Source organism: Sphingomonas sp. Ell38C01, assembly GCF_055231975.1.
In genome coordinates this window covers 2,358,810-2,376,402 of sequence record NZ_JBUYVA010000001.1, presented here as the reverse complement: position 1 = coordinate 2,376,402, position 17,593 = coordinate 2,358,810, and the positions used below count along the sequence as shown (strand labels likewise).

The window sequence follows — 17,593 nt, the reverse complement described above, 5'->3', positions numbered from 1 at the left end:
TTCTTCTTCAGCGAAAGCGTCCGGTTTCCATCCAGCGCAGCAGCGGTTTCATCGGTGTGATCCACACGATCCCGGTGACGACATAGAAGACCAGCTGCGCCGCCCAGTGCCATGCGCCCACGACGCCCGACAGGCTGACGACCAGCGCGCACCACAGCACGATCAGGACCATGATGAACAGCGCGCCCGCGGGTTTGCGCCAGCTGGGTGGGGGCAGGTCGGTCATCGGGTGATCCAGTCTCGTTCGGTGGCGATGGCGTGGAGGGGGACGTCCCAGGCGTCCGTATCGATCATATCGACCTGCTGGACGCTCCAGGCGACGCCGATGCGCCACGCATGGGGGAATTCCGCGAACGCGCGGTCGTAGTGGCCTGCGCCCTGTCCCACGCGGTTCAGTGCGGCATCGAACGCGACCAGCGGCGTCAGGATGATGTCGGGCGCCAGCGTGGCGGCGGTGTCGGCGGGTTGCGCCAGTCCGAACGGGCCGGCGACGAGCGCGGCTTCGGTGTCCCAGGCGAGGAAGCGGATCGGGGTCGCGCGATCGACGACGTGGGGAAGCGCGACGACACACCCGGCCTCGACGGCGGCGCGGGCGAGGGGGGAGGGATCGGCTTCCGATCCGATGGGGACATAGCTGGCGAGGGTCATGCCGCGGACTAGTCGGGCACGGAACGCGTCGGGCACCGCGACGTCGGGATGTGGCGCGGCGGCGAACGCGTCGCGGCGTCGGCGGGCCTCGGCGCGGATCGACGTCTTGCTCATCGCTGGAACTCGCTGGAAGCCGGGACTCGCTGGAAAAGGCGGGTGGCGGGACCGCCGTGGTCGGTGACCGGGTTATCCACTGACGCACGGTACGTCAGGTGGGGACCATGTACGTCGGACCAGGGTCCGGGCAGGGACAGCCCCCTTTGGATGATGAATAGCCTCAGGGATAATAAAGGCTCGTGCCGGGCAGTACCCGCCACCCCCTATCTAGGACGTGGAGGGCCCGGCTGCAATGCCGCGCATTGCCCCGGGGCCACGCAATCCCTACGTTCGCGCCATGGCCCACGCGCATGCCCATCACGAGCCGCAAGGCGAAGCCCTGACCGTCGCCGCGCAGGCCACGCTGGAAAAGGCGGGCGAGCAGTGGACGACGATGCGCGCCAGCGTGTTCGACGCGCTCGCCGCGTTCGACCGGCCCGCCAGCGCCTACGACATCGCGGAGGCGGTATCGAAGGCGGAAGGGCGCCGGGTGGCGGCGAACAGCGTGTACCGCATCCTCGACCTGTTCGTCGGCGCGAACCTTGCGCGACGCGTGGAGAGCGCGAACGCCTATGTCGCCAACGCGCATCCCGATTGCCTGCACGACTGCATCTTCCTAGTCTGCGACGTGTGCGGACAGACGACGCATATCGACGACGATTCGATCACCCGCAGCGTCCGCAAGGCGGCGACCGTGGCGGGGTTCACCCCGGTGCGCCCGGTGATCGAGGTGCGCGGGCGGTGCGAGGCGTGCGAGGCGGAGGCCGGCTGATCGTCGGGCGGACCGTTGCCTTTCCCCTCATCCGTTTGCACTGAGCTTGTCGAAGCCTGTCCTGAGTGCCTGCCGCAGGCAGGCAGTCGAAGGGTGCTGCCTTTCTTCTTGTAGCGTAAGAACAAGGACAGTGCTTCGACAAGCTCAGCACGAACGGGGATGGGGACGGTCTTCGATCGTATGTCGGTCGCGTCGCGCGGCCGCTCACCCCGTCCGCAATTCCCCGTCCGCCACCACGACCGGCCACACCGTCAGCGCTGCGCCCATGCATGGCCCGCCGAGGCACGCGCCATCCTCCACCGCGAACAGCGCGCCGTGCCAGGTGCACCGGATAGTCCCGCCCGCGACATAGTCGTCGAGCGTCTGTGCGAGCGGCAGCCCCATGTGCGGGCAGCGATCGACATAGCCGAACGCGGCGTCGCCCCGGCGCACCACGAAGCCGTAGAACCGCCCGGCGCGCATCTCGATCACGAACCCGCGCGCCGCGCCGTCCGCGATCTGCGCGAGCGGGCCGAGCGCGATGCCCGCCGGGGTCGCGGTCAGCCGTTCGGTCACCGGGGCAGCTGCGCCTTGGGGAAGTCCGTCCAGCAGGCGTCATAGTCGGGCTGGGCATGCGCCATCGCGAACCGGGTGGGGCGATAGGGCCAGCAGCTCTCGAGCATGAACGCCATCGTGCCGTCGATCCGGTGCGGCCTGAGATCGGCATTGGAGGCGGCGTCCCACGTCGCCTTGTCCGGCCCGTGCCCGCTCAGCATGGTGTGGAGCGACAGGCCTCCGGGGCGGAAGCCCTCCGCTTTGGCGTCGTACGCGCCGGTGATGAGTCCCATCGCCTCCGACATGATGTTGCGGTGGAACCAAGGCGGGCGGAAGGTGCCCTCCGCCACCATCCAGCGCGGCGGGAAGATCACGAAATCGGCATTGGCGCGGCCGGGCACGTCGCTGGGCGAGGTCAGCACGGTGAAGATCGACGGATCGGGGTGATCGAAGCTGACGGTGTTGATCGTGTTGAACCGCGACAGATCGTAGCGCAACGGCGCGAGGTTGCCGTGCCACGCGACGACGTCGAGCGGCGAGTGATCGAGCGTCGTCGTCCACAGCGATCCGAGATATTTCTGGACCAGCTCGATCCGCGCGTCGCGATCCTCGAACCATGCGACCGGCGTCTCGAAGTCGCGCGGGTTGGCGAGGCCGTTGGCGCCGATAGGGCCGAGATCGGGCAGGCGGAACAGGCTGCCGTGGTTCTCTGCGACATAGCCACGCGCCGCGCCATCGGGCAGCAACGCGCGGAAGCGGACGCCGCGCGGGACCAGCGCGATCTGCCCCGGCGCGACGTCGACGCGGCCGAGCTCGGTCAGCAGCGCGAGACGGCCTTCCTGGGGCACGAACAGCAGTTCGCCGTCGGCGTCGACGAACACGCGATCGGTCATGTCGCGATCGGCGGCGTAGAGGTGGAGCGCGACGCCTTCCAGATCGGCGGGATCGCGGGTGGCGAGCATCGTCGTCATGCCGTCGATCAGGTCGGTGCCCGCGGGGCTGCCCGTGATCGGATCCCAGCGCAGGCGGTTGGGGGCGAGCGGCGCTTCGACAGTGCCCGGCGCGAACCGCGCCGCGCCGTCGTAGCGGACGAAGGGCGGGTGCTCCGCGCTCGGCCGCAGGCGGTAGAGCCAGCTGCGGCGGTTCTCGTGCCGCGGCGCAGTGAAGGCGCTGCCGGAAAGCTGTTCGGCATAGAGGCCGAAGGGCGGCTTCTGCGGCGAGTTGCGGCCGATGGGGAGCGCGCCGGGGACTGCCTCGGTGGAGACGTGGTTGCCGAAGCCGGGGATGTAGTCGGTCATCTCGCTCTCCATGCGGTGTCTCCTTGTCGGTCTCCGCGGAGGCGGGGATCCAGACTGGTTTCCCTCCTTTGCGGGGGCATAATGGCGGCGGCGGTTCCGCATCCTTACCCGCCGGGGCGTCGGACCCGGCAAAGCCGGGGCCTGTGCCCCGACTTGCCGTGCCGGCCGGTCGCGGGCCGACGCCTTCGCATCGGCATTGCGGTCGACGCTTTACGCGTCGACCTTAATCACGCCGCGACGGATCTGGTCCAGTTCGATGCTCTCGAACAACGCCTGGAAATTCCCGTTCCCGAAGCCCTGGTTGCCCTTGCGCTGGATGATCTCGAAAAAGATCGGCCCGACCATCGTCTCGGTGAAGATCTGGAGCAGCAGTCCCTCGTCGCCCGCCGCGCCGTCGATCAGGATGCGGTTGCGGCGCAGGCGTTCCAGGTCCTCGCCATGGCCGGGGACGCGTGTGTCGACCAGCTCGTAATAGGTCTCGATCGTGTCCTGCAGCTTCACGCCGCGTGCGCGCAGCCGCTCGACGGTGTCGTAGATGTCGGGGGTCGTCAGCGCGAGGTGCTGGATGCCTTCGCCATTATATTCGCGCAGGAACTCCTCGATCTGGCTGCGATCGTCCTGGCTCTCGTTGAGCGGGATGCGGATCGCGCCATCGGGGGCGATCATCGCCTGGCTGAACAGCCCCGTAGCCTGGCCCTTGATGTCGAAATATTTCTGCTCCTCGAACCCGAAGAGCCGGCCGTAGAAGCTGGCCCAGGTCCGCATCTCGCCGCGGCGGACATTATGGGTGAGATGGTCGAGCAGGTCGAGCCCGACGTTGTTCTCCGCCTCCGCGGCCTGCCAGCCGGGAATCTCGTCCCAGTCGGCATAGAGGTCCGCACCCGCCTGCACGAGGTAGAGATAGCTGCCGCCGATCCCCTCGAGTGCCACGCTGTCTACGCCCAGCGTGCCGCGTGCGACGTCCACCGCGGTCGCGCCCTCGGCCACCGCGTGGTCGTACGCAGCCTGCGGATCGGCGACGCGGAACGCCATGCCGCTGGCCGACGGGCCGTGCGCGGCGCGGAAGTCCGCGGCCTGCCCCTCGGCCTCGCGGTTGAGGAGGAGGTTGATCCGGCCCTGCTTGTAGCGCGTCACCGCCTTCGTCGGATGGCGGTGCGTCGGCACGAAGCCCAGCTGCTCGAATTGCAAGGCCAGCGTCTCGGCGTCGGGCGAGGTGAATTCGCAGAACTCGAACCCGTCGAGACCGAGAGGATTTTCGGGAGGATTGTTGGAGGCGACCATCGTTGCGTTCCTAACTAGTAACCATTGATACCAGATGACGCCTATGGTGGCGCAAGTCAACGATGCGTGCGGGGGACGGGATCGGGGTTGCGCCCACGACCCGTGTCGGGCAATCACGCGCCTCCTCCCCTTGCATGATGGCATTGGTCCGTACCCCTGAGACCGGGGGCGGCGAACGGAGGATCGCATGACGCAGATGATCGACGCAATGATCGACCGGGCCGGGCTTCGGGTGGCGGACACGTTGGCCCAGTTCATCGAAGAGCACGCATTGCCGGGGACGGGCATCGACCGGGAAGCGTTCTGGCAGGGGGCGGCGGCGATCTTCGCGACATTCGCGCCGCGCAACGCCGCGCTGCTGGCGGTCCGCGAGGACATCCAGGCGAGGATCGACGCATGGCATGCCGGGCGGGCGGGCACGCCGATCGATCCGGTGGCGTACGAGGCGTTCCTGCGCGAGATCGGCTATCTCGTCCCGGAACCCGCGCCGTTCGCGATCACGACGACCGGGGTCGATGCGGAGATCGCGACGATGGCGGGGCCGCAGCTGGTCGTGCCCAGCCTCAACGCGCGCTTCGTACTGAACGCCGCCAATGCGCGCTGGGGCAGCCTGTACGATGCGCTCTACGGCACCGATGCATTGCCGGGGTCGGCGAAGCCGGGCGGCTATGATTCGCAGCGTGGCGCGCAGGTGATCGCACGAGCAAAGGCGTTGCTCGACGAGGCGGTGCCGCTGGCGGAGGGAAGCTGGACGGCGTTCGCCGACGGAGATCCGGTGCTCCGTGATCCGGCGCAGTTCGTCGGGCGGGCTGGGGATAGTCTCCTGTTCAAGCACAATGGCTTGCACATCGAAGTGGTGATCGATCGCGAGCATCCGATCGGGCGCACCGATGCGGCGGGGATCGCGGACGTGATGCTCGAATCGGCGCTGACGACGATCGTCGATCTCGAGGATTCGGTCGCGGCGGTCGACGCAGACGACAAGGTCGCGGCCTACACGAACTGGCTCGGGCTGATGCGTGGCGACCTCGAGGAGACGTTCGAAAAGGGCGGCAAGTCGTTGACGCGGAAGCTCAATCAGGATCGCGACTATGTCGCGCCCGACGGCTCGACGCTGACGCTGGCGGGCCGGTCGCTGCTGTTCGTCCGCAATGTCGGCCACCTGATGACGAACCCCGCGGTGCAGCTCGCCGACGGAAGCGACGTGCCGGAGGGGATCCTCGACGCGATCGTGACGTCGCTGATCGCGCTCCACGACCTGAAGGGGCTGGGCACGCTGCGCAACTCGCGCACCGGCTCGGTCTATATCGTGAAGCCCAAGATGCACGGGGCCGACGAGGCCGCGTTCACCAACGACCTGTTCGACGCGGTCGAGGATCTGCTGGGGCTGGCGCGGCACACGATCAAGGTGGGGGTGATGGACGAGGAGCGTCGCACCTCCGCCAATCTCGCCGCGACGATCCATGCGGTGCGCGGGCGCGTGGCGTTCATCAACACGGGCTTCCTCGATCGCACCGGCGACGAGATCCACACCTCGATGCGCGCGGGCGCGATGATCCGCAAGGGCGTGATGAAGGCCGCGCCGTGGATCAAGGCGTATGAGGATCGCAACGTCCGCATCGGGCTGGCCTGCGGGCTGTCGGGCAAGGCGCAGATCGGCAAGGGCATGTGGGCCGCCCCGGACCGGATGGCGGACATGATGGCGCAGAAGATCGCGCATCCGCGATCGGGCGCGAACACCGCCTGGGTGCCGAGCCCGACCGCGGCGACGCTCCACGCGATCCACTATCACCGGGTCGACGTTTTCACGCGGCAGGCGGAGATCGCGGGCGAGGCGATCCCCGGGTTGTCCGACCTGCTGACGGTGCCGCTGGCCGATGGCCGCAACTGGAGCGCGGAGGAGATCCGCGAGGAGCTGGAGAACAACGCGCAGGGGATCCTGGGCTATGTCGTCCGCTGGATCGACCAGGGCGTGGGCTGTTCGAAGGTGCCCGACATCCATGACGTCGGCCTGATGGAGGATCGCGCGACGCTGCGCATCTCGTCGCAGCATATCGCGAACTGGCTGCTCCACGGCGTGTGCACGGCCGACGCGGTCGACGCGGCGTTCGCGGCGATGGCGAAGAAGGTCGATGCGCAGAATGCGGGCGATGCGCTGTATCGTCCGCTGAGGCCGGACGGCTTCGCGTGGCAGGCGGCGCGCGCGCTGGTGTTCGAGGGGGTGACGCAGCCTAGCGGCTATACCGAGCCGCTGCTCCATACGTACCGGTTGCGGTTGAAGGCGGGTTGAGCAACCGGGCGTGGGGGCTATGCTGATACCTCAAATCCGTTCGGGCTGAGCCTGTCGAAGCCCGTCCCGCCAAAGGTGGGGCGCCGTTCGACAGGCTCAGGGCGAACGGTGACAGGGGAGTTCTCGTCCATGATTCGCCGCACCATCCTGCTAGGCCTGCTGCTGGGCAGCGCCGCGACCGCGCAGACACCGCCCCAGGCGCAGCCGACCCCGCAGGCGGTCGGCCCCGCGCGCACCTTCGCGCCGCGCGACGCCTTCGCCCTGTCGCAGGCGATGGACCCGCAGATCAGCCCGGACGGCAAACGCATCGCCTATGTCCGCGCGACGATGGACATCATGACCGACGCGGCGCGGCGGGAGATCTGGGTGGTCGATACCGCGACCGGTCGCCAGTCGCCGCTCGGCGTCGCAGGGAGCAGCCGCCCGCGCTGGTCGCCCGACGGGACGCGGCTGGCCTATGCCGCCAAGGGGGCGGGGGACCGGCCGCAGCTGTTCGTCCACTGGTTCGCGACCGGGCAGGCGGCGGCGATCACCGCGCTGCCCGAAAGCCCCGCCGACATCGCGTGGTCCGCCAATGGCCGCCGGATCGCGTTCACGATGTTCGTGCCGGGCGAGGGCACGACGCTCGGCACCGGCGTGCCCAAGCCCGAGGGCGCGAAATGGGCCGAGCCGATCAAGATCATCGACCAGATCAACTATCGCGGCGACGGCGAGGGCTATGTCCGCCCCGGCTACAACCACGTCTTCGTCGTCGATGCGGACGGCGGCGCGGCGCGGCAGCTGACGTTCGGGAAATATGACGACGGCGGCGGAATCTCGTGGAGCGGGAGCGAGCGCATCCTGTTCTCCTCGAACCGAGGCAAGGATCCCGAGCGCGATCCGCTCAATTCGGAAGTATTCGCGGTCGACGCGACGACCGCGGCGACGACGCAGCTGACGACGCGGCAGGGGCCGGACACGCAGCCCGTCGCCTCGCCCGACGGCAGGCGCATCGCCTATGTCGGGTTCGACGACAAGTTGCTGGGCTATCAGGGCGGCGTGCTGTCGGTGATGGACGCGGAGGGCGGCAACACCCGTGCGCTGACCGCGGCGTTCGACCGCGACCTCCAGAACCCGCGCTGGGCCGCGAACGGGCAGGCGATCTATGTCGACTATGCCGACAAGGGCGTGACGAAGGTCGCACGCGTGTCGCTCGACGGCAAGGTGACGCCGGTCGCGACCGGGCTGGCGGGCGGGCATCTCGACCGGCCCTATTCGGCGGGCGAGTACAGCGTTGCGGACGACGGCACGATCGCGTTCACCAGCGGCGACCCCGCGCACCCGCCCGAGCTGTCGGTGACCCGGGCTGCGCGGACGACGCAGCTGACGCGGCTGAACGAAGGACTGTTCGCGGGCAAGACGCTCGCCGACGTCAAGCCGCTGCCGGTCGTCTCATCGGCCGATTCGCTGCCGATCGACGCGTGGATGGTGACGCCGCCGGGGTTCGACCCATCGCGCAAATATCCGCTGATCCTCGAAATTCATGGCGGGCCGTTCGCCAGCTATGGCCCGGTCTGGTCGACACAGGCGCAGCTCTATGCCGCGGCCGGCTATGTCGTCGTCTATGCCAATCCGCGCGGGTCGACGTCGTACGGCGCGGCGTTCGCCAACCGTATCCACCACAATTACCCGAGCAGCGATTATGACGACCTGATGAGCGTCGTGGATGCCGCGATCGCGGGGGGATCGGTCGATGCGAACAACCTGTTCGTGACGGGCGGATCGGGCGGCGGGCTGCTGACCGCGTGGATCGTCGGCAAGACCGACCGGTTCAAGGCCGCGGTGACGCAGAAGCCCGTCATCAACTGGACCAGCCAGGTACTGACCGTCGACGGCTATACCTTCATGGCGAAATACTGGTTCGGGAAGATGCCGTGGGAGGACCAGGCGAACTACTGGCGCCGGTCGCCGTTAAGCCTCGTCGGCAACGTCAAGACGCCGACCGCGGTGCTGGTGGGCGAGGAGGATCACCGCACCCCGCCGAGCGAGTCGGAGCAATATTACCAGGCGCTCCAGCTCCGCTCGGTGCCGACGGTGCTGATCCGCGTGCCCGGCGCCAGCCATGGCGGGCTGGCGGAGCGGCCCTCGCAGCTGGTGGGCGAGACGAATGCGATTCTCGCGTGGTTCCAGCGCTATCGGACGGACGGCGTGCGGCAGTAGCATGTTCGTACCCCGGCGAAGGCCGAGGCCCAGTCCCGATCAAACTCGCGCGCGGCGGCGCGTTCGACGCTACGCGCCGAGACCGGGCTTCGGCCTCCGCCGGGGTACGGTGGAATGGGCCTACCGCACCACCACATCGCGCTTCATCGGCGCGAGCTTGGCCAGGAACCGGTTCTGCGCGCGGAAGTCGACGCCTTCCGCGCGCATCGCCGCCTGGAGGTTCTCGACGAGCGCCCCCATGTCCGCCTGCTGGATCCCCAGATCCTTGTGCGACTCCTTCATCGTCCGCCCGGAATAGGCGCAGCCGCCGTTCAGGATGAAGCAGAACTGCTCCTTCAACGTGCGGCGCAGGCGGACCATGTCCTGCCCCTTGAAGATGTCGGTAATCCGCGGGTCGCGCTGGTTGCGTGCGACCAGATCGTCGACGATCCGCGCGACGCCGTCGCTGCCGTGGAACGCGCGCCACATCGAATCGCCGGCGAAGGCGGTTGCGCCGGCATTGGCGTCGCTGTGTGCATAGGGAGCGACGGGCTCCTCGGCGGGACTCGTCTGGGCGACGAGCAGGAGGGCGAAAGCGAGCATGGGCATGTCCTAGATCCGGGCCTTGAACGACAGGAACGCGCCGCGCTGTTTCGCGAAGGTCGCGATCGCGCCGGCATCGACATAGGCCGCGGTGACGGTGACGTTGCGGTGGACGGACCACGCCGCGAACAGGTCGTACGTGTTGTTTTCCTTGGCGAACCTGAGATTGTTCGGCTTGCTGCGATACTCCCCGCCGACGAGGATCGCGGGGCTGAGCAGGATGCCGGCCGAGCCCTCGTACTGCGGCGTGTGCCGCGTGCGGCCGTTGTCACCGCCGAAGCCGAGCAGGCCGTACTGGTTCGCCTTGGTGAAGCGCACGGTGGCGTTGGCGACGATGCTCTGCGCCAGGAAGATCTTGGTTGCCGAGACATAGAGATCGGTCCCGCGCGACTGGCGCGCGCCGACCGCGCGGAGGACCGGTGCCTTGTCCGCCATCTTGTACTGCACGCCGATCGCGATCTGCGGCAGCAGCGTCTGCTGGCCCCACACCGCGTCGCCGGCCAGCTTCACCTTCGCGCCGATGATGTCCTGCGCGAAGACGAACCCGTCCCCAAGCCCCAGCGCCGCGCCCGCGCGCCGCGTGTCGAAGCTTTGATGCGCATAGGACAGCTCGATACGATCGTTGATGCCGATCGCCGCGCCATAGCTCTTGAGGTCGAAATCGGGCAGCGCGAGCAGCGTCGCATGCGCGGTTGCGCCGATCCCGTCCTTGGTCTCCGCGCCCGCGATCACCGCCCAGCTCGCGAGACCGCCGCCCGCTGCGCCCTCGACCGACGTGATCCCGTCGGTGAGCAGCAGTTTGCCGCCAGCACGGCGGTCGCCGGCATGCGCGATGCTGCCGGCGCCGAAAAGGACGAGCGCAAACAGCAGGAAATGGAGAGCGCGCAGCGACCGATCCTTCGACGGAGTAGGCCCGCCGAGTAGATCCGAAATGGTGTATTCCCGGTAAATCGGTCCTTAACAGCAACGCAAGGGTTCGCGGCGCAACAGCGACGCATGTCCCGGTCCATCCTTCCCGCGCTCGTCGCGATCGTCGCGCCCGCGGTCGCGCAGGCGGCGCCCGTCTCGATCACCGTGCGCGGCGCCGATGGCGCACCGCTGACGGGTGCGATCGTCTCGCTCGACGTGCCCGGCGTTGCCGCACCGACGCCGCGCGGCCCCTATGCGGTGGCGCAGCGCGACATCCAGTTCCAGCCGCACGTCCTGATCGTGCCAGTGGGCACCATCGTCGGTTTTCCGAACCAGGACAAGGTGCGCCACCACGTCTATTCCTTCTCGAAGCCCAAGCGGTTCGACCTGAAGCTCTATGGCCGCGAGGAAAGCCGGACGGTCACCTTCGACGCCCCTGGCGTGGTGACGCTGGGGTGCAACATCCACGATACGATGAACGGGGTCGTCTTCGTCACCGCCACGCCGTTTGCGGCACAGACCGACGCGACGGGCCGCGCGACCTTCGCCAACGTTCCCGCGGCCCGCGCGACCGTCCGCGTATGGCACCCGTCGATCCGCGCGCCGGGCAACGCGCTGTCGCAACCGCTGGTGGTCTCCGCGGCCGGCGCGACGACGATGCTGTCGATCAACCGATGATCGTGCGGCTTCCCGCCTTCGACCGCATCCGGACGCGACTGGCGGTACTGTACGCCGCGCTGTTCGCGGTCGCGCTGTCGGCGGTGTCGGTGGTGGTGCAGGTGATGATCGAGACGAACGCGCGCAGCTCGGTGGCGGCCGAACTCGTTGCGAGCGGCACCGTCTACGATCGTCTCTGGGCCTTGCGTGAACGGTCGCTGGCGGGTGCCGCCGACGTGCTCGCGCGCGATTTCGGGTTCCGCAGCGCGGTGGCGACGGGGGATCGGCCGACGATCGAATCGGCGCTGGCATCGCTGCGCGCGCGTGCTGGCGTCGCGGACGCGGCGGTGGTGACGCTCGACGGCACCGCCATCGGCACCGCGGGACCGCTGGCGAAGGCGGTCGCGGCGTTGCCGTTCACCTTGCAGCGGGGGCGCCGCGACGCCGTGGTGACGACCGGCGGACAGGTCTATCGACTGATGATGTCGCCGATCCTGGCCCCGGACGAGATCGGGTGGGTGGTCTTCGCCCTCCATGTCGACGCCACCGAGATGCGCGGGCTCGAGAAGCTCTCCGCGATCCCGCTGGTCGCGACCGTCTTGCGGCGCGAGGGCAATGGCTGGCGCGCGGTCGATGGGTCGTTCGAGCCGTCTGCGGAGATCGATGCGCTTGTCGCGCGGACCGGCGCGAGCGATCCGCCGATCGTCACCGTGGCGGGGACGCAGGCGATGGCGCTGGCGAAGTCGCTCGCGTCGCCGGGCGGCGCGCCGCAGGCCGCACTGCTGCTGCGCTATCCGATGACGCTGGCGCTGGCGCCCTATCGGCCGATCCAGTTGGGGATCATGGTCGCGGGGTTGCTCGGCCTCATTCTGGTGGTGTTCGGCAGCGTGCGGCTGGCACGGACGATCGCGCGCCCGCTCGCCGCGCTGGAACGCGCCGCGAAGTCGCTGGAGGAGGGCGCGCGCACCGAGGTTCCGGTCGAGAGCCACGACGAGATCGGGCGCCTCGCCGCGCGCTTCAACCGGATGTCGGCCGGTATTCTGGAGCGCGAGCATCGGATCACCCATCTGGCGTTCCACGACTCGCTGACCGGGCTGCCCAACCGCGTGTATTTCCGCCAGGCGCTCGAGGAGGCGCTGGCGCGAGCCGCCCGGTCGGGCGGCACCGCCAGCGTGATCTGCCTCGATCTCGACGGGTTCAAGGGGATCAATGATTCGCTGGGCCATCCGGTCGGCGACGCGGTGCTACGGACGATCGGGTCCCGGCTGGTCGCCCGTGCCCCCGACGCGCTGGTCGCGCGGCTGGGCGGCGACGAGTTCGCGATCGTGCTGGATGGCGGTGCTGCGGATCGCCCGCGGATCATCGCGCAGGCCATCCTCGACGATCTGGTCGAGCCGCTGCGCGTCGAGGGCCACACGATCCCGAGCGGCGTATCCGCGGGCATCGCGGTCGGGCCGGTCGACGGCGTCGATGCGGACCAGTTGATGAAGAGCGCCGACCTGGCGCTGTACCGCGCCAAGCAGGACGGCCGCGGCGTGTTCCGTTTCTTCGAGCCGGGGCTCGACGAGGCCGCGCGGCGCCGACGCGAGCTTGAGCTCGATCTACGCACCGCGCTCAAGACGGGGCAGTTCTCGCTCGACTTCCAGCCGATCTTCGACATCGCAAGCGATCGGATCGGCGGGTTCGAGGCGCTGCTGCGGTGGCGGCATCCGCGGCGCGGACTGGTGCCGCCGACCGAGTTCATCCCGATCGCGGAGGAAACCGGGCTGATCGTCGCGATCGGCGAATGGGTGCTGCACGAGGCCTGCCGGATCGCCGGCGCCTGGCCCGACGACGTTCGAATCGCGGTGAACGTCTCGCCGATCCAGTTCCGCAATACGGGCTTCGCGACGATCGTGATGCAGGCGCTGGCGCGCAGCGGGCTCGAACCGAAGCGGCTGGAGATCGAGATCACCGAATCGGTCTTCCTCGACGGGGAGGGGCCGGTGGTGGCGATGCTCCACAATCTGCGCGCGCTGGGCGTGCGGGTCGCGCTCGACGATTTCGGCACCGGCTATTCGTCGCTCAGCTATCTGCGCAGCTTTCCGTTCGACAAGATCAAGATCGACCGGTCGTTCGTGACCGGGATCGCGGGCGACGAAAGCGCCGCTGCGATCGTCCGCGCGATCGTCGACCTTGCCAAGGCGCTCCACATGGAGACGACCGCGGAGGGCGTGGAGGATCGCGCGCAGTTCGAGAGCCTGCGCGGGCAGGGGTGCAGCAGCATCCAAGGCTATCTGTTCAGCCGTCCGATCAACGAGGCGGCGGCAGGAACGCTGCTGCTGAAAGGGCTGTCCGCGGCGGCCTAGGCGCTTCGATCGTATGATCGCGCTGCGGAGGGGGAGTTCCACACGCTCCCCCTCGCTCCATCATGCCGGTCCTGCCGGCGACATCCTGTTCCCAATTTCGCGCATGTCCGGGCTGCGCTGCGCATCGCCTAGCCGAATCGCGCGCACAAAAAAAGGCCGGGCAAGCCCGGCCGATAAGTTTTTAGGAGAGGATGCCTGAAAGGCACGGTCTTTGTGCAGCGCAGCACGGGATCTCGCAACTGCAAACTGATCGTATCCGATTGCAAATCATGCAACCGAAGCGTTAGGGCCAGAAGCGGGTGTTTCGTCGCACGATCCACGAAAGCGTCATAAAACGGGGTTGCGTCGAAAAATCGGGTGTTTATAGGACCCGCCACGGCATCATTCCCTGATAGCTCAGCGGTAGAGCTCTCGACTGTTAATCGAGCGGCCGTAGGTTCGAATCCTACTCAGGGAGCCACCTCCTCCGGAAAGCCGGAGCGCAGTCATGGCGGTCGTCAGTCACCCTTGTCAGATGCCGTGGCCGGCGCGAATCATGTCCCGGGCGCCAAAGTCGGTTCAGGCCACGAACTGTTCCATCGTGATCCGGTCGTCGAGCGCATGCTCGGGATCGAACAGGAGCGTCAGTTCGCGCGCGCGATCCATCGCGATATCCACCTGCGCGACGTCGCGGATCTCGCGCTGGTCGGCGACCGCCGAGACGGGGCGCTTGTCGGGATCGAGCACGCGCAGCGCGATCCGCGCCTTGTCGGGCAGGATTGCCCCGCGCCACCGCCGCGGGCGGAACGCGCTGATCGGCGTCAATGCCAGCATCCCGGAACCGAGCGGCAGGATCGGACCGTGCGCGGACAGATTGTACGCGGTCGACCCTGCGGGCGTTGCGACGAGGATGCCGTCACATGCGAGTTCCTCCAGCACGACCCGGTCGTTGACGGTCACTTCCAGCTTTGCGGTCTGCCGCGTCTCGCGCAGCAGCGACACTTCGTTGATCGCGGGCATCCGGTGGACGCGCCCGTCGATCCCGGTCGCGGTCATGCCCAGCGGGACGACCTTGAACGGCTTGGCGCGCTCCAGCCGGTCGTCGAGCCCGTAGGAGCGCCACTCGTTCATCAGGAAGCCCACCGTGCCCAGGTTCATCCCGAACACCGGCACGGTCGGCTTGCGGCTCTCCAGCAGGGTATGCAGCGTCTGGAGCAGGAACCCGTCACCGCCCAGCGCGATGACGACATCCGCCTCCTCGACCGGGCACCAGTCCCACAGGTCGGCGATCTCGCGCGCGGCGGACTGGGCGGGGCCGGTCGACGAGGCGAGCAGCGCGCGCCGCGGATAGGCGGTCATCCCCCGGTGACGCTCATGTGCCGCGCCACCGCTGGCGCGCCGCCGCGTTCGATGCGGAAATCGTGGCGGAGCGGTTTGGCGTAGAGCGCGGCGTCGATCGCCGAATCGAGCCCCGCGACCCCGCCGTCTCGCAGGGATGCCTTGAGATCGACCTGATCGTCATGGCCGAGGCACATGTACAGCTTGCCCTCGGTCGTCAGGCGGACGCGATTGCAGCCGTCGCAGAAATTGGCGGTGAGCGGCGAGATCAGCCCCAGCCGCGTCGCTCCGCCATCGACCTGCCAGTAGCGCGCGGGGCCGCCGGTCTTATACGAATCGCGGGTAAGCGCGAACTGCGTCGACAGATCGTCGAACACGCGCGTCAGCGGTACGAACCGGTCGACGCGATCCTCGTCGATCGCGCCGAGCGGCATCGTCTCGATCAGTGAAAGGTCGTGGCCTTCGGATACGCACCAGCGGAGCATCGGCGCGATTTCGTCCTCGTTCAGCCCGCCGAGCGCGACCATGTTGATCTTGACCGCAAGCCCCGCCGCCTTCGCCGCCGCGATCCCGTCGAGCACCTGCGCGAGGTCGCCGTGGCGGGTGATGTAGCGGAAGCGCTCGCCGTCGAGTGAATCGAGGCTGATATTGATTCGCCGCATCCCCGCATCGACCAGTGCGGGCGCATACTGGCGCAGCCGCGTGCCGTTGCTCGTCATCGTCAGCTCGTCGAGCCCGGCGCCGACGTGCCGGCCGAGCCTTTGGACCAGCTCGCCCACGTCGCGCCGCACCAGCGGTTCGCCGCCCGACAACCGGATCTTCGTCACTCCGCGCGCGATGAAGCGCTCGGCGATGATTGCGATCTCCTCCAGCGTCAGCAGCTTGGCGCGCGGCAGGAACGTCATCTGCTCGGCCATGCAGTACCGGCAGCGCAGGTCGCACCGGTCGGTCACCGAAATCCGCAGATAACGGATCGTCCGGCCGTGACGGTCGATCAGGCCTGCCGGGGCAGTGGAGGCGTCCATGCTGGAGGAGCTAGGCGCTCGCCCGGTGGGGAGCAAGTGCGGGTTGTTTCGCGGGCGAGCCGGATTAGGAAGGGACATGCCTTTCCAGAACCCTTCGCGCGGCGTCCGTATCCATGCCGGCGCCGCGAACGCGATCGCGGCGATGCTGAAGGGGCAGGGGTGGCATGAGGATGCCGATGCATCCGCGGCGATCGTCGACCTGCGCGGGGGCGCGAATCCTGTAGTCGTGCCCGGGGCGGTGGCGATCGTCGATCGCGGCGATGCGCGTGCGCTGGCCAGGGCCGATGCGGGCGGCGCGGCGATGTTCCTGCTCGATCCTGTCGACGGCATGACGCTCGCCGCCGCGCTCTCCTTCGCCGAGCGGACCCGCACGCATCACGCCCGCCGCCATGCCGAGGACGATGGCTCCGCCCGGCTCGCGGCGCGACTCGCGCAGGACGGGCCGGTCGCGGTCGCGCTGATCGCGCTGACCCGATTCGAGATCGTCAACGCCGCGTTCGGGCGCGATGCGGGCGACGCCCTGCTCGTCGCCGCCGAGGCGAGGGTGGTCGATGCCGCGCGCGCGACGCTGGGAACCGTCGTCGAGGTCGAACGGCGATCGGGCGCGACCTTCCTTGTCTTCGCGACGGTCGACGGCGACGCGATGACGCGCGCGGCGGATGCGATCGACGCCGAACTGGCCGTGCCGTTCGCGGAAGGGGGCGCGAGCGTCAACCTCGGCAGCCGGATCGGGGTGGCGGTGCGCGCGCCGGGCGACGATGCGGTGCGCCTCGTCCGCCGCGCCGCCGACGCGCTCGCGCTCGCCAAGGCCAGCGAGGGCGCGACGACGCAGCGCGCCGATGCGCCCGGCATCGCGGCGCCCGAGCGGCTCGCCGCGGACCTGCACCGCGCGATCGAGCGGGGCGAGATCGCGGTGCTGTTCCAGCCGCAGGTCGCGATCGCCAGCGGCGCGATCACGGGCGTGGAAGCGCTGGCGCGCTGGGACCACCCCATGTTCGGCAGCCTGGGCGCCGCCGCGCTGTTCGCCGCCGCCGACCGCGCGGACCTCGGGCTGGCGCTGTCGGATCACATCCAGGCGCTCGCGCTGGAGCGCGCGGCGGCGTGGCCCGTGCCGCTTGCGGGGCTACGCGTGTCGGTCAACGTCACCGCCGCGGACATCGCGCGTGCGGGCTTTGCCGAACGCTTCCTCGCGCGTGTCGAGGCGAGCGGGTTCGCGCGCGCGCGCGTCACCGTCGAGGTGACCGAGAGCGGGCTGATCGAGGACCTGGACCTCGCCGCCGAGCTGCTCACCCGGCTGCGCGGCGCGGGCCTTCGCATCGCGATCGACGATTTCGGGACGGGCTATTCGAGCCTGGCCTATCTCAAGGCGCTGCCGCTCGACTATCTCAAGATCGATCGCGCGATGGCGCAGGATATCGCGGGCTCGGCACGCGATCAGGTGATCGTCCGCGGCGTGATCGCGATGGCGCGGTCGCTGGGGCTCGAGACGATCGCGGAAGGCGTGGAAACCGAGGACCAGCGCGCGCGGCTCGCAGCGGAGGGGTGCACCTATTACCAGGGGTTCCTGTGCGCGGAGCCGCTGGACGAGGCGGGGCTGCTGCAGCTGGTCGAGGGGCGGTGAAGGGGCAGCGCTGAAA

Annotated in this window: 15 protein-coding genes and 1 tRNA gene; 7 read left to right on the top strand and 9 right to left on the bottom strand. The window is 68.8% G+C overall.

Features of this window, described 5'->3' with window-relative positions; all coding sequences use genetic code 11:
• Nucleotides 1–7: 7 nt before the first annotated feature.
• Both ACV7NO_RS11235 and ACV7NO_RS11230 read right to left on the bottom strand, forming a co-directional pair.
• The gene (locus ACV7NO_RS11235; RefSeq protein ID WP_463406081.1) at nt 8–226 is read right to left on the bottom strand and encodes a DUF2842 domain-containing protein; all 219 of its coding nucleotides are present in this window, start codon (nt 224–226) and stop codon (nt 8–10) included.
• Nucleotides 223–762: a 5-formyltetrahydrofolate cyclo-ligase gene (locus ACV7NO_RS11230; RefSeq protein ID WP_463406080.1), complete on the bottom strand. Its 540-nt coding sequence runs from the start codon at nt 760–762 to the stop codon at nt 223–225. The genes ACV7NO_RS11235 and ACV7NO_RS11230 overlap by 4 nt, the downstream gene beginning before the upstream one ends.
• 280 nt (nt 763–1,042) lie before the next feature.
• On the opposite strand from ACV7NO_RS11230, the gene ACV7NO_RS11225 reads away from it, so the two are divergent.
• Nucleotides 1,043–1,516, top strand: coding sequence for a Fur family transcriptional regulator (locus ACV7NO_RS11225; protein WP_463406079.1), 474 nt, complete (start codon nt 1,043–1,045; stop codon nt 1,514–1,516).
• A 204-nt stretch (nt 1,517–1,720) separates the two neighbouring features.
• Here ACV7NO_RS11225 and ACV7NO_RS11220 read toward each other — a convergent pair whose 3' ends face one another.
• From ACV7NO_RS11220 to hppD, 3 genes are all read right to left on the bottom strand, one after another.
• Entirely contained in the window at nt 1,721–2,071 is a 351-nt protein-coding gene (locus ACV7NO_RS11220) for a Rieske (2Fe-2S) protein (protein ID WP_463406078.1), read from the bottom strand.
• Nucleotides 2,068–3,348, bottom strand: a complete 1,281-nt coding sequence (gene hmgA, locus ACV7NO_RS11215; protein WP_463406077.1) for a homogentisate 1,2-dioxygenase — start codon at nt 3,346–3,348, stop codon at nt 2,068–2,070. The genes ACV7NO_RS11220 and hmgA overlap by 4 nt, the downstream gene beginning before the upstream one ends.
• 210 nt (nt 3,349–3,558) lie before the next feature.
• Nucleotides 3,559–4,629: a 4-hydroxyphenylpyruvate dioxygenase gene (gene hppD / locus ACV7NO_RS11210; RefSeq protein ID WP_463406076.1), complete on the bottom strand. Its 1,071-nt coding sequence runs from the start codon at nt 4,627–4,629 to the stop codon at nt 3,559–3,561.
• 196 nt (nt 4,630–4,825) lie between these two features.
• Between hppD and ACV7NO_RS11205 the strand changes: the two genes are divergently transcribed.
• Entirely contained in the window at nt 4,826–6,919 is a 2,094-nt protein-coding gene (locus tag ACV7NO_RS11205) for a malate synthase G (RefSeq protein WP_463407325.1), read from the top strand.
• Between the two features lie 129 nt (nt 6,920–7,048).
• Complete coding sequence (locus ACV7NO_RS11200) at nt 7,049–9,118, top strand: prolyl oligopeptidase family serine peptidase (protein WP_463406075.1); 2,070 nt, start codon at nt 7,049–7,051, stop codon at nt 9,116–9,118.
• A 120-nt stretch (nt 9,119–9,238) separates the two neighbouring features.
• On the opposite strand, the gene ACV7NO_RS11195 is transcribed toward ACV7NO_RS11200, so the two are convergent.
• Nucleotides 9,239–9,700 (bottom strand): group I truncated hemoglobin, encoded by a 462-nt coding sequence (locus tag ACV7NO_RS11195; RefSeq protein ID WP_463406074.1) that lies wholly within the window; start codon nt 9,698–9,700, stop codon nt 9,239–9,241.
• A gap of 9 nt (nt 9,701–9,709) precedes the next feature.
• Complete coding sequence (locus tag ACV7NO_RS11190; RefSeq protein WP_463407324.1) at nt 9,710–10,480, bottom strand: DUF3034 family protein; 771 nt, start codon at nt 10,478–10,480, stop codon at nt 9,710–9,712.
• A gap of 216 nt (nt 10,481–10,696) precedes the next feature.
• Here ACV7NO_RS11190 and ACV7NO_RS11185 point away from each other — a divergent pair, with 216 nt between their 5' ends.
• The 3 genes from ACV7NO_RS11185 to ACV7NO_RS11175 all read left to right on the top strand — a co-directional run bounded on the left by ACV7NO_RS11185 (nt 10,697) and on the right by ACV7NO_RS11175 (nt 14,074).
• On the top strand, nt 10,697–11,287 hold the full coding sequence (locus ACV7NO_RS11185; RefSeq protein WP_463406073.1) for a cupredoxin domain-containing protein: 591 nt from the start codon (nt 10,697–10,699) through the stop codon (nt 11,285–11,287).
• Nucleotides 11,284–13,614: a putative bifunctional diguanylate cyclase/phosphodiesterase gene (locus ACV7NO_RS11180; RefSeq protein WP_463406072.1), complete on the top strand. Its 2,331-nt coding sequence runs from the start codon at nt 11,284–11,286 to the stop codon at nt 13,612–13,614. The genes ACV7NO_RS11185 and ACV7NO_RS11180 overlap by 4 nt, the downstream gene beginning before the upstream one ends.
• A gap of 385 nt (nt 13,615–13,999) precedes the next feature.
• Nucleotides 14,000–14,074: transfer RNA gene (locus ACV7NO_RS11175), tRNA-Asn, on the top strand.
• Between the two features lie 98 nt (nt 14,075–14,172).
• On the opposite strand, the gene ACV7NO_RS11170 is transcribed toward ACV7NO_RS11175, so the two are convergent.
• Complete coding sequence (locus ACV7NO_RS11170; RefSeq protein ID WP_463406071.1) at nt 14,173–14,952, bottom strand: NAD kinase; 780 nt, start codon at nt 14,950–14,952, stop codon at nt 14,173–14,175.
• Entirely contained in the window at nt 14,949–15,956 is a 1,008-nt protein-coding gene (gene moaA, locus ACV7NO_RS11165; protein ID WP_463406070.1) for a GTP 3',8-cyclase MoaA, read from the bottom strand. The genes ACV7NO_RS11170 and moaA overlap by 4 nt, the downstream gene beginning before the upstream one ends.
• Nucleotides 15,957–16,032: 76 nt before the next feature.
• Between moaA and ACV7NO_RS11160 the strand changes: the two genes are divergently transcribed.
• On the top strand, nt 16,033–17,577 hold the full coding sequence (locus ACV7NO_RS11160; RefSeq protein ID WP_463406069.1) for an EAL domain-containing protein: 1,545 nt from the start codon (nt 16,033–16,035) through the stop codon (nt 17,575–17,577).
• The last annotated feature ends 16 nt before the right edge of the window (nt 17,578–17,593 follow it).